Annotated in this window: 10 protein-coding genes; all 10 read left to right on the forward strand. The window is 73.4% G+C overall.

What is annotated here, in order from left to right; all coding sequences use genetic code 11:
• The first annotated feature begins 41 nt into the window (after positions 1 to 41).
• From ABD466_RS10745 to ABD466_RS10790, 10 genes are read left to right on the forward strand one after another with little or no spacing between them, the layout of a single operon-like run.
• On the forward strand, positions 42 to 1700 hold the full coding sequence (locus ABD466_RS10745; RefSeq protein WP_344656818.1) for an ABC transporter substrate-binding protein: 1659 nt from the start codon (positions 42 to 44) through the stop codon (positions 1698 to 1700).
• Positions 1700 to 2722 (forward strand): ABC transporter permease, encoded by a 1023-nt coding sequence (locus ABD466_RS10750; RefSeq protein ID WP_344656819.1) that lies wholly within the window; start codon positions 1700 to 1702, stop codon positions 2720 to 2722. The genes ABD466_RS10745 and ABD466_RS10750 overlap by 1 nt, the downstream gene beginning before the upstream one ends.
• Complete coding sequence (locus ABD466_RS10755) at positions 2722 to 4674, forward strand: dipeptide/oligopeptide/nickel ABC transporter permease/ATP-binding protein (protein WP_344656820.1); 1953 nt, start codon at positions 2722 to 2724, stop codon at positions 4672 to 4674. The genes ABD466_RS10750 and ABD466_RS10755 overlap by 1 nt, the downstream gene beginning before the upstream one ends.
• Positions 4671 to 5525, forward strand: coding sequence for an ABC transporter ATP-binding protein (locus ABD466_RS10760; protein WP_425558607.1), 855 nt, complete (start codon positions 4671 to 4673; stop codon positions 5523 to 5525). The genes ABD466_RS10755 and ABD466_RS10760 overlap by 4 nt, the downstream gene beginning before the upstream one ends.
• A complete protein-coding gene (locus ABD466_RS10765) occupies positions 5522 to 7465 on the forward strand; it encodes a S9 family peptidase (RefSeq protein WP_344656821.1) in 1944 nt (647 codons plus the stop codon). Before ABD466_RS10760 ends, ABD466_RS10765 begins: the two co-directional genes overlap by 4 nt.
• A gap of 39 nt (positions 7466 to 7504) precedes the next feature.
• Positions 7505 to 8917 (forward strand): serine hydrolase domain-containing protein, encoded by a 1413-nt coding sequence (locus tag ABD466_RS10770; RefSeq protein ID WP_344656822.1) that lies wholly within the window; start codon positions 7505 to 7507, stop codon positions 8915 to 8917.
• Positions 8918 to 8920: 3 nt separating this feature from the next.
• On the forward strand, positions 8921 to 9178 hold the full coding sequence (locus ABD466_RS10775; protein WP_344656872.1) for a hypothetical protein: 258 nt from the start codon (positions 8921 to 8923) through the stop codon (positions 9176 to 9178).
• Between the two features lie 19 nt (positions 9179 to 9197).
• Positions 9198 to 10358, forward strand: a complete 1161-nt coding sequence (locus ABD466_RS10780; protein WP_344656823.1) for a GNAT family N-acetyltransferase — start codon at positions 9198 to 9200, stop codon at positions 10356 to 10358.
• A complete protein-coding gene (gene menC, locus ABD466_RS10785) occupies positions 10355 to 11485 on the forward strand; it encodes an o-succinylbenzoate synthase (protein WP_344656824.1) in 1131 nt (376 codons plus the stop codon). The genes ABD466_RS10780 and menC overlap by 4 nt, the downstream gene beginning before the upstream one ends.
• Positions 11486 to 11499: 14 nt before the next feature.
• Positions 11500 to 12393: a serine hydrolase gene (locus ABD466_RS10790; RefSeq protein WP_344656825.1), complete on the forward strand. Its 894-nt coding sequence runs from the start codon at positions 11500 to 11502 to the stop codon at positions 12391 to 12393.
• Positions 12394 to 12407 lie beyond the last annotated feature (14 nt).

Genomic DNA, 12407 nt, shown 5'->3' on the forward strand with positions numbered 1-12407 from the left:
TTCACCCACCCAAAGGCGCGGCGGCAGAAGGAGCACAGCTGATGGACACCAAGTCTGGCTACGTACCAGCGGCGGTCTACCCGGTGCGCAGGCGCCGGCGTCTTTTCGTGGTGCTGGCTGTGGCCTCGGTCGCCAGTCTGCCGCTGTCCGGCTGCGGGCATTCCGCGGCGAAGGGGGCGGGAGTGGGGGCTCCCAGTGTCTCCGGGAAGGGCGACCCTTCGGCGACGGTCACCATCGGGATCGCCTCCGACCCCGGGAATCTGTCGCCGACCACCGCCCTGGCTGGGACGGCCATCGAGCTCAACGGGTTCGCCTACGATCGGCTGATCCACATCGACCCCGATGGGCGGGTCGTGCCGGGGGTGGCCGAGTCCTGGACGGCGTCGTCGCCGTCGGCGAGCAGTAGCGCCGCGACGTTCACGATCCGGCCCGGGGTGACGTGTCAGGACGGGTCGCCGCTCACCGCCGAGGATGTCGCGGCCGAGTACAACTACATCGCCGATCCGAAGAATTCCTCGCCGATGCTCGGGCTCACCGTTCCGGTCACGGCCAAGGCGACTGCGGACGTCGCGGCGCGGACTGTGACGGTCACGACGTCGGCGCCGGCACCTTTCATCGTGGAGATGACGCAGTTGCTGCCGCTCGTGTGCCGGAAGAGCCTGGCCGATCCGGCCGCGCTGGCGAAGACCAGCAATGCCAGCGGGCCCTACCAGCTGTCCGAAGCGCTTCCCGGTGACCATTACACGTACACCAAGCGGGCCGGTTACACCTGGGGGCCGAACGGTTCCAACAACGCGGAGATGCCCGCGACGGTTGTGTTCAAGGTGGTCGCCAATGCCTCCACCGCGGCGAACATGCTGCTGGCGGGGCAGCTGAACATCGCACAGGTCAACGGTCCGGACACGCGGCGGCTGGAGTCGGCGCGGGTGGCCAAGCAGTCCACGCTGGTCCCGTTCGGGTTCGCCCAGTTCAACGAGGCGACGGTGCGCCCGACGGCGGATGCGGCGGTGCGCCGGGCGCTCGTCGAGGCGCTGGACCTCAAGCAGATCGGGTCTGTGGCCACCGGGGGGACCGGGGCGCCGGCCACCACCATCGGGGAGCTCGCGCCGAACCCCTGCACCGGCGACTCCGTCACCGGCAACCTGCCGGCGCACGATCTGGTGAAGGCCGCCGCGGATCTGACCGCCGCCGGGTGGGCCAAGTCCGGGAGCGGCTGGAGTAAGGACGGCAAGGCCCTGAGCATCACCCAGGTGACCTCCTCGGCGCTGGGGCCGGACGCGTCCGCCGCCTACGAGCTGGCCGCCAAACAGTGGTCTGACTTCGGGGTGAAGGTGGAGTCCAAGGTCGTCGACGCGACCACCGTCGTCACCACGTTGTCCGGAGGCGCATGGGACGTCGCCTGGATCCCCGTCTCCGTTCCGCTGCCCGACCAGCTGACCCGGTTCTACGACGGCCCCGCGGCCCCCAACGGGACCAACTTCGGGTCGATCGCCAACCCCGACTACACCGCGCTCAGCAAGCAGGCGATGGCCGTGGCCGGCAAGGCCGGCTGCGCCCTGTGGGAGCAGGCGGACGCCGCGCTGGTCAAGCGAGTGGACGTGGTGCCGATCGTCAGCAACCAGGTCGGCTACTACGGCAAGGGTGTGGCCTTCCAGGTCGACGGCTCCGGTCCGATTCCGAGCACGCTGCGGGCCTCCTGATGGCCGCCCTCGCCGCGTTCGGCGAGCAGCCGTCCGGCGCCGGCGGACTGCGGGCCGCGGCCCGCGCCCTGGCCGGCGACAGCTGGCCCGGGTTCGTGGCCCGGCGCCTGGCGCGGCTGCTGGTCTCGCTGGCCGTGGTGGTCACCGCCTCCTTCGCGATGATCCACCTGATCCCCGGCGACCCGGTCCACGCCGCGCTCGGTCCCACCGCCGACCCCGCCCTGGTCGCCGCCCGCCGCCACCAGCTGGGCCTGGATCGTCCGCTGCCCGCCCAGTACGGCAGCTTCCTGAACAACCTGTTCCACGGCCGGCTCGGCGAGTCGATCATCTCCCAGACGCCGGTCTCGCAGATCGTCTCCGACCGGCTGCCGGCCACTCTGCGACTGGTGGCTCCGGCGGTGGTCCTGATCCTGCTGGTCGCCGTCCCGGCCGGCATGATCGCGGCGGTCCTCACCCGGGACGGCCGCCGCCGGCGCGGTGAGCTGGCGTTCGCCGCGACCACCGGTGTGCTGGCCGCGCTGCCGGAGTTCCTGCTGGCCGTCGGCCTGATCGCGCTGTTCGCCGTGACCTGGCCGGTGTTCCCGGTGGCCGGGCAGTCCGACCTGTCGTCTTACGTCCTGCCGGTCCTGTCGCTGACCGTGGTGCCTACCGCGTCGCTGTCCCGGGTGGTGCGCGTCGAAGCCCTCCGGGTCCTGCGCGAGGACTACATGCGGACCGCGCGCGCCAAGCGCCTCCCGGCCAGGCTGGTGTATCTCCGCCACGCACTTCCCAACCTACTGACATCCTCGCTGACCATCGGCGGCATGCTGTTCACCTCGCTGCTGGCCGGCACCGTCCTGGTCGAGAACGTCTTCGCCTGGCCGGGCCTGGGATCGACGATCGTGCAGGCCATCACCACCAAGGACTATCCGCTCGTGCAGGGCGTGGTGCTGGTCTACGGCACCTTCGCGCTGCTCATCACCTTCGCCGTGGACATGGCGGTCGCGGCCGTCGACCCCCGCTCGACAGTCAGGGGGAACTGATGGCGGCGAACCGTTCCGGCACCGGCGCGCGGGCCGCGCTGCGCCGCTCGCTGCACACCCCGATCGGGCTGTCCGCGGTGATCGCCGGGCTGCTGCTGGCCGCACTGGCCGTCGCCGCCCCGCCGCTGTTCGGCGACCGCGCCGAGGCGATCGACACCGGCGCCACCAACCAGGGCGTCAGCGGCGCCCACTGGCTCGGCACCGACAGCCTGGGCCGGGACATCATGGCCCGGGTCCTGGTCGCGAGCCGCCTCACCCTGCAGCTCGGCCTGACCGCGACCGTCATCGGCCTGGCCGGCGGCCTGGTGCTGGGCGTGGCGCCCAGCGTGCTCGGGCGGCGGGCCGGGCGTGCGGTGACCGCCGCCGTGGGCGTCCTGGTGGCCTTCCCCGGCCTGCTGTTCGTGCTCTTCCTCGCCACGGTGTTCGGCGTCGGGAGCACCGGCGCGGTCCTGGCGATCGGCCTGGCTCTGATCCCCTCGCTGGCCCGGCTGATCCAGAACCTGACCGCCTCGATCGCCGGCTCGGACTACGTGGCCGCCGCGCGGATCCTGGGCGTCGGCCGGTTCCGGATCGTCGTGCGGCACCTGCTGCCCAACATCGTCGAGCCCGTGGTGCTGTTCGGGGTGCAGGCCGCCACCGGCTCGCTGATCGCCTTCGCGGGCCTGTCCTTCCTCGGCCTGGGGGTGCAGAGCCCGGACTACGACTGGGGACGGCTGCTCAACGAGGGCCTCGGCCGCGTGTACGTGAACCCGGCTTCGGCACTGGCGCCCGGGACGGCGGTGGTGCTGGCCGGCCTGGTGTTCGGCCTGATCGGCGAGGCGGTCGCGCAGGCCGGCGGGCGGCGGACGGTCACCGTCCCTACCGCCACGCCGACCGACGTACCCGCGGCCGCCGCCGAGCAGGACACAGACCTCCCGCCGGGGAACGCGAACAAAGATCCGCAGGACCGGCCGGACGTCAACGGCGACGCCCTGGTCCAGGTCACCGACCTGCGGGTGGCGTTCCCCGGCGGGCGGACCGCGGTCCGCGGCGTCGGCCTGACGGTCGCCGCCGGCGAGGCCGTCGGCCTGGTCGGCGAGTCCGGCTCCGGCAAGAGCCTGACCGCGCTGGCGCTGGCCGACCTGGTCCCGTACCCCGGCCGGACGACGGGCACGGTCCGCTTCGACGGTGCCGATCTGCGATCCAACCCGCGGCTGGGCACCGATCTGGCCCTGGTCTTCCAGGACCCGATGACGTCGCTGAACCCGGCGCTGCGGGTCGGCCGCCAACTGGCGGAGGTGGCCGAGGTCCACCTCGGCGCCTCCCGCGGCGGCGCGCGGGCCCGCGCCGTGGCCCGGCTGGCCGCCGTCGGCATCCCCGACGCGGGCCGCCGCGCGCGCCAGCGCCCGCACGAGTACTCCGGCGGCATGCGGCAGCGCGCCTTCATCGGCATGGGCCTGATGGCCGAGCCGAAGCTGATCATCGCCGACGAGCCGACCACCGCTCTGGACGTCACCGTCCAGAAGCAGGTCCTGGACCTGCTCGGGCAGGTCCGCGCGGGCACCGGCGCGGCGCTGCTGCTGATCTCCCACGACCTGGGCGTCGTCGCCGAGGTCTGCGACCGGGTGCTGGTGATGTACGCCGGCCGGATCGTCGAGGAGCTGCCGGTCCGCCGGCTGGCCGACGCCGCGCACCCCTACACCCGCGCTCTGGTCGGCGCGATCCCGACCATGGCCACCGATCCGGCCTCGGAGCTGGCCACCATCCCGGGCCGGCCGCCGGAGCCGGGGGAGGAGTTCCCCGGCTGCGCGTTCGCGGCCCGCTGCGCGTCCGCCACCGACCGGTGCCGCGCCGAGCTGCCGGTCCTGGCCGCGGCCGGCGGCGGCGCGGGCCACCGGGTCGCCTGCTGGCATCCGGCGGAGCCGGACGCCGAACCCGAAGCAGCCCGAGCCGGATCGGAGGCGGCGGCATGAGCTCCCTGGAACTGCGCGGGGTCAGCGTCCGGTACGGGCGGTTCACCGCCGTCAGGGGCGTGGACCTGGCCGTGCCCGACGGCAGCGTCACCGGCCTGGTCGGCGGCTCCGGCTCCGGCAAGTCCACGCTCGGCAAGGCCGTGGTCGGGCTGGCACCGCTGACCGCGGGCCGGATCACGGTGGACGGCGTGGATCTGCCGCGGCGCCCCGGACGTGGACCGGTGCAGCTGGTGTTCCAGAACCCGTACGCCTCGCTCGATCCCCGGCTCGGCATCGGCGCCACGATCGCCGAGGCGCTGCCCAGGCGCAAGACCGCTGATCCGGCCCGGGCCCGGGACCTGCGGGTGGCCGCCGGCGAGACCACCGGTGCCGCAGCCGGGACCACTCGCTGGACCCGCGCCGAGCGCGCCGCCGAAGTCGCCCGCTATCTCGACCTCGTCGGCATCGACCCGGCGCGCGCGGCACAGACCCCCGACGCTCTGTCCGGCGGCCAGCGGCAGCGGGTCGCGCTGGCCCGGGCCCTGGCCGCGCGGCCCGGCGTGCTGATCGCCGACGAGATCACCTCGGCGCTCGATGTATCGGTGCAGGGCGCGGTGCTGAACCTGCTGCGCCGGCTCCAACGGGAACTCGGCTTCGCGCTCTTGTTCATCTCCCACGATCTGGCAGTGATCCGGTATCTGTGCGACCAGGTCGTCGTCCTGGACGGTGGCCGGGTCGTCGAAGCCGGTCCGGCCGTGGCGGTGATGGCCCGTCCGGCCCACGAGATCACCAGGACTCTGCTGTCGTGCGTCCCCGCTCTGCCCGTGACCGCCACCCGGCCGCCCACCGCCGTACCCGACCAGGAGGCATGATGTCCCAGCCGCTGACGGCCGACGATCTGTACCGTTTCGAGATCCCGGGGGATCCGGACCTCTCTCAGGACGGCTCACGGGTCGCTTATGTGCTGACCCGGCAGGACCGCGACCGGGACTCCGCCTCGGCGGCGATCCACGTGGTGCCCACCGCCGGCGGTGCGCCGCGCCGGCTGACCAACGGACCGGCCGACGGCGCGCCGCGCTGGTCCCCGGACGGCTCGATGCTGGCGTTCCTGCGGGCCGGGCAGCTGCATCTGATCTCCGCCGACGGCGGCGAGGCGCGGCCGCTGACCACCGAACAGTCGCGGCCGGGCGGCGCGGGCCCGGCCGCCTGGTCCCCGGACGGCACGCGGATCGCGTTCGCCGCGGTGGACGCCGTCCGGGACCCGAAGGCCCCGGTGGTGGCCGACGACCTGGGCTGGAAGGCGGACGGCGCGGGCCTGCTGGGCACCGCGCGCAGCCAGGTCTTCGTGGTCGAAGTCGCCTCCGGTCTGGTGGAACAGCTGACCGCGGGCCCGGATGACTGCGGCGCCCCGGCGTGGTCGCCGGACGGGACCCGGCTGGCGTTCGCCGCGCGGAGCGGCCCGGGGCCGGAGTACCTGGGGACCTCGGCGCCGTACGTGCTCGCCGTCCGCCCGGACGTCGAGCCCGGCCGCGAGCCGGCTGCCCGCGAGCGGGTCGGCGCCGGCATCCCGCTCACGGCCGCGGTGGCCTGGGCCCCGGACGGCACGGCACTGCTGGTTACCGGCCGCACCACGGTCTCGGTCGGGCATCTCCACCTGCTGCGACAGCCCCTGGACGGCTCGGCTCCGGTACAGCTGGCCGCCGAGCTGGACCGCAACGTGATGCCCGGTGCGCCCGGCTATCCCGGCGCACCGGCCCAGTTCCACGGCCGGGACGTGCTGTTCGCGGTCCGCGACCGCGGCGCCTCGCGGCTGTGCGTGCTGCCGGCCGGCGCTTCGGCCGAGCCCGGTGAGCCCCGCTACCTGGGCCTGCCGCCGGGGCTGTCGGTGAGCGGGGCGAAGGTCTCACAGCCCGCCGGGGTCGCGGCGTTCGTGTTCGCCGACGGCTCGAGCTTCGGCGAGGTCGGCGTCGTAGACCTGGAGTCCGGCAAGTTCCGCCGGCTCACCGAGCACATGGAGTCCGCGCTGCCGGACGCGCGGCTGCCGGAGTACCGGCAGCGCGAGTTCGCGCTCACCGACGGCGGCGTGGTGCCCGGCTGGACGGTCCGCGACCCGGCAGCGCCGGCCGGCGGCCCGCTGCTGGTGGACGTGCACGGCGGCCCGCACAACGCCTGGGGCCCGCAGGCCGACCCGGTGCACCTGTACCACCACGAGCTGGTGGCGCGGGGCTGGACCGTGCTGATCCTGAACATCCGCGGCAGCGACGGCTACGGCGAGCAGCACTACCGCGCCGCCGTCGGCGGCTGGGGCCGGGCCGACGAGCGGGACGTGCTGGAACCGGTGGCCGCGCTCGTCGACGAGGGCCTGGCCGATCCGGCGCGGATCGCCCTGACCGGCTACAGCTACGGCGGCTTCATGTCCTGCTGGCTGTCGGCGCGCAGCGAGATCTTCGCCGCGGTCGTTGCCGGCGGCGTGGTCTGCGACCTGCACAGCATGGCCGGTACCTCCGACGAGGGGCAGGCCGTCAGCGCACTGGAGGTCGGTGGCAAGGACGCGCTGACCGCGTGCTCGCCGATGACCCACGTCGACGCGGTTCGGGTGCCCACCCTGATCCTGCACGGCGCCGCCGACGACCGGTGCCCGGCCGGCCAGGCCGAGCAGTGGTTCCATGCGCTGAAGACCCGCGGCGTCCGGGTTCGGATGGTCCTGTACCCGGAAGCCTCGCACCTGTTCATCCTCAATGGCCGGCCCTCCCACCGCACCGACTACACCCGGCGGCTCGTCGACTGGGTCACCGCCCACACCGCAGCCTGACGTCCTTTTCATCCCTGACAACCTGGATCGGAGTACACGATGACCGAGACCGTCACGACATCGCCCGCCGAGGAGAGCACCGGCAGCACGCTGAACCCGGAGCTGACCGCGCACTGGCAGACCAGGCTCGCCGAACTCGTCGAGCAGCACGGCGTCGGCGCCAGCCTGGCGATCCTGCACCGCGGCGAGATCGTCGCCGAGGCCGCCGCCGGCTGGGCCCACAAGGGCGCCGGCATCGAAGCCACCACGGACACCGTCTTCCAGATCGGCTCCATCTCCAAGGTCTGGACCGCCACGGTGGCCATGGCCCTGGTCGACGACGGCGTGCTGCACCTGGACACCCCGATCGTGGACGTACTGCCGGAACTCAAGCTCGCCGACGAGGAGCTGACCCGCAAGGTCACCCTGCGGCACCTGCTCACCCACAGCAGCGGCATCGACGGCGACGTGTTCACCGACACCGGCCGCGGCGACGACAACCTGGAGAAGTACGTCCAGCTGCTCGCCGACGAGGCGGTGAACCACCCGCTGGGCGCCACGATGTCCTACTGCAACAGCGGTTTCTCGCTGCTGGGCCGGGTCATGGAGGTCGTCACCGGCACCCAGTGGGACGAGCTGATGCGCCAGCGGCTGTTCCGCCCGCTGGGCCTGAAGCAGATCGGCACCCTGCCGGAGGAGGCACTGCTGCACCGCGCCGCCATGGGCCACATCGGCACGCCGCCGGCCCCGGCGCCGGCCTGGGGTCTGATCCGCAACGCCGGCCCGGCCGGCCTGATCCACACCACGCCGCGCGAGGTGCTGGCCTTCGTCAAGATGCACCTGGACGGCGGCGTCGCCGCCGACGGTACCCGGATCCTGGCCGAGGCCACCACCGCGGCCATGCAGGAGCCGCAGATCGACGTGCCCGACAAGTGGTTCCTGGCCACGCACTGGGGCCTGGGCTGGTTCCTGGACGAGTGGGACGGCACCAAGGTCTTCGGCCACGACGGCGGCACCCTCGGACAGTCCGCGTTCCTGCGGGTGCTGCCGGAGCACGACCTGGCGATCTGCCTGCTGACCAACGGCGGCGACGCCATGGCGCTGTACCGCGCGGTCTTCAACGAGATCGCCGGGGAACTGGCCGGCGTGCAGATGCGCGCGCCGCTGGAGCCGACGCCCGAGCCGCTGCCGTTCGACCCCGCCGACTACGTCGGGGTCTACGAGCGGGCCTCGACCAGACTGGAGGTCGTGGAACGTGACGGCGGCCTGGTCATGATCCTCACGGTCAGCGGCATCATCGCGACGCTGGCCGGCCTGGAGCCGGTCGAGATGGAGCTGCGGACCCTCCAGCCGGGGGTGTTCGTGACCAGGCGCCCGGAGCTCGACGCCTGGCTCTCCGTGGTCTTCTACGAGCTGCCCGACGGCACCAAGTACATCCACCACGGCGCCCGCGCGACCCCGAAGGTGGCCTGAGCCGTGCCCGTGCGGGAGGCCGGCCGGCCACCCCGGCTCGCGGACCTGCCGGCCGACATCGGGGAACTCGTGGTCTGCGCGTCGCCGACCGACGACGTCGCCGCCGGGATCGGCCGTGCCCGGCTGGGCTTCGGCGACCTGCGCGGGGTGGCGGTCGGCGGCGGCTCGGACGCGGACGACGAACACGTACTGGTGGCGGAGCTGCCCCGGCGGACTGCGCCGTTGGCCGCGCTGGTCGCAGAGCTGCTGGACGAGGAATGAGCGAGAGCGAGCGGGAGCGGTGAGCACTGAGATGACGGCGAGGGCGGCGACCGGGCCGACGGAGCCGACCGGGCCGACCGGGCCGACGGAGCCAACCGAGCCGACCGGACTGACCGGGCCGGCCGGCCCGGCCGGCACGGCGGAGACGGGTGGATCTGGGGACCTCGGCCCGGGGGAGGCGGTGCGCTCGATGAGCTCCGGCGCGGTGGTGGACGCCGGCGCACCGGCCGGCTCCTGGCTCGGCCGCCGCGATCCCGCGGACTTCCCCGCGGGCCTGGTCGCTGAGGCGCAGGCCACCGCCGATGCCGCGGCCGAGGCGGTCGGGGTCTGTTTCGTCGAATACCGCTCCATCGCGGAGATGAACGAGGCCGCCGGGCTGCTGGACCGGGTCTGGCGGCCGGGCGGCGGCGGGTCTCCGCTGGTCACAGCCGCCCTGCTCAAGGTGCTGGCACACTGCGGAAGCTATGTCGTCGGCGCCCATCGCCAGGACCGCGTCGTCGGGGTCTGTCTCGGACTGCTGGCCGACTTCGGTCTGCACTCGCACATCACCGGGATCGAGGACGGCTGGCGCGGCGGCGGCCTCGGCAGGGCGCTGAAACTGCACCAGCGGGCCTGGTGCCTGCGGCGCGGGATCGGCGCCGTCACCTGGACCTACGATCCGCTGGTCAGCCGGAACGCCTACTTCAACCTGGCCAAGCTCGGCGCGGTCGCGGTCCAGTACCACCCCGACTACTACGGCGAGATGGCCGACGAGCGCAACGTCGGCATCCCGTCCGACCGCCTGCTGGTCCGCTGGGACCTGGCCGGGCCGCACACCCGCGCGGTCCTGTCCGGCGACTTCACGCCGGCCACCGATGACGCGGTCGTCGCGCTCGGCGTCGGACCCGACGGCGGTCCGGTGATCGCCGGCGCCGACCGGGTCCGGGGTGCCGGGCGTCTGCTCACCGCGGTTCCGCGTGATGTCGAGGAGCTGCGCGTCAGGGACCCCGCCCTCGCCGCCCGATGGCGGCCGGCGCTGCGCGAGGTCCTCGGCGGGCTGCTGGCCGACGGCGCGCGCATCACCGGGTTCACCCGCGACGGCTGGTACGTCGTGGAGCGGCCCGAACAGTCCGAACAGATGCGGCAGACACCACGAACACAGCACATAGCACCCGGACACAACCAGGAGGACCACTCATGAAGCTGATCGGAGTGGAACTACGCCGGCTGGCGATCCCGCTGGTGGCGCCGTTCCGCACCTCGTTCGGCACCCAACAGACCCGGGAGCTGGGCCTGATCCGGGTGCAGACCGACAGTGCCGACGGCTACGGGGAGCTCGTCACCATGGCGGACCCGGTGTACTCCTCGGAGTACACCGACGGCGCGATCGCAGTGGTGCGCGACTACCTCGTCCCGATGCTCGCCGCGGCCGCCGCCCGCGCCGCCGCGCAGTCGCGAGACCTCGACCCCTGGGCCGTCGCGCCCGCGCTGGCGCCGATCAAGGGCCACCGGATGGCCAAGGCCGCGCTGGAGACCGCGGTGCTCGACGCCTGGCTGCGTGAGCGCTCGCTCTCCCTGGCCGAGTGGCTCGGCGCCACCCGGAACACGGTCGCGGCCGGAGTCTCGGTCGGCATCATGGACTCCGTCCCGCAACTGCTCGACGCCGTCGGCGGCTACCTCGCCGAGGGCTACGTCCGGATCAAACTCAAGATCGAGCCCGGATGGGACGTGGAGCCGGTGCGCGCCGTCCGCGAGCGGTTCGGCGACGAGGTCCTGCTGCAGGTGGACGCCAACACCGCCTACACCCTCGGCGACGCGCCGCAGCTGGCCCGCCTGGACCCCTTCGGCCTGCTGCTGATCGAGCAGCCGCTGGACGAGGAGGACGTGCGCGGCCACGCCGAGCTCGCCAAGCGCATCAAGACCCCGGTCTGCCTGGACGAGTCGATCGTCTCCGCGCGCGCCGCCGCCGACGCGATCGCGCTGGGTGCGTGCGCGATCGTCAACATCAAACCGGGGCGGGTCGGCGGCTACCTGGAGTCGCGGCGCATCCACGACGTCTGCGTCGCCCACGGGGTCCCGGTCTGGTGCGGCGGGATGCTGGAGACCGGCCTGGGCCGGGCCGCGAACGTCGCGCTGGCCGCACTGCCCGGGTTCACCCTGCCCGGCGACACGTCGGCGTCGGACCGGTATTACCGGACGGACATCACCGAACCGTTCACCCTGGTGGACGGCCACCTGGCGGTGCCGCGCGAACCCGGGATCGGGCGCTCGCCGATCCCGGAGCTGCTGGACACCGTCACCGAGACCCGGGAGTGGATCGCGCTGTGAACGCCGTTATGACTGTGAGTTCCATCCAGGACGAGCTCCGCGCGGCCTTCGACGAGGCCGGCATCCAGGGCTTTCTTCACGCCCGCGACGTGGACGGCCCGGCCGAGGTCGGCCTGTCACCCGACGAGCCGGTGTGCCTGGCCTCGGTCTTCAAGGTCCCGGTGTGCCTGGCCTACGCCGTCGAGGCGGCGGCCGGGCGGGTCAGCCGCACCGAGCGGCTGTCCGTGGAGCCGAAGTACCGGGACGGCGGCATCGGCACCTCCGGCCTGGCCGACCCGGTGGAGATGAGCCTGCGCGACCTGGCTCTGATGATGATGTCGATGAGCGACAACGCCGCGACCGACGTGGTGCTGGCGCGCATCGGCCTGGACCGGGTCAACGGTCTGCTCGCCGATCTCGGCAGGACCCGGACCCACCTGGTCGGCGGGTGTCTGGAGCTGCTCGGGTCGATGCGTGCGGACCTCGGCGGGGGGACCGACGAGGAGCTGCTGGCCGAGATGGCCCGCCGGGCGGCCGCCGGGACCCTGATGGAGCTGGACGTCTGCACCCCGGCCCGGACCACCCGCGGCACCGCCCGCGACGTCGCGGACCTGCTCGGCCAGATCTGGCGCGACGAGGCCGGGGACCCGGAGGCGTGCGCCGAGGTCCGGGCGATCATGGCGCGGCAGATCTGGCCGCATCGCCTGTCCTGCGGCTTCGACGACAGCTGGCGGATCGCCGCCAAGACCGGGACGCTGCCCGGCTGGCGGAACGAGGCCGGCGTGGTCGAACACCCCGAGGGCGGACGGTACGCGGTGGCGGTGTTCACCCGCGCCGAGCGCCCCGACTTCCGTCATCCGGCTGCCGACCGGGCCATCGGCCGGGCCGCGGCCCTTGCGGTGGGGCACCTGCGGTCGCTTACTGTGTGATCTGTGATCATGAA

The organism is Catenulispora subtropica, from assembly GCF_039531675.1.
In the GTDB taxonomy this organism is placed as follows: domain Bacteria; phylum Actinomycetota; class Actinomycetes; order Streptomycetales; family Catenulisporaceae; genus Catenulispora; species Catenulispora subtropica.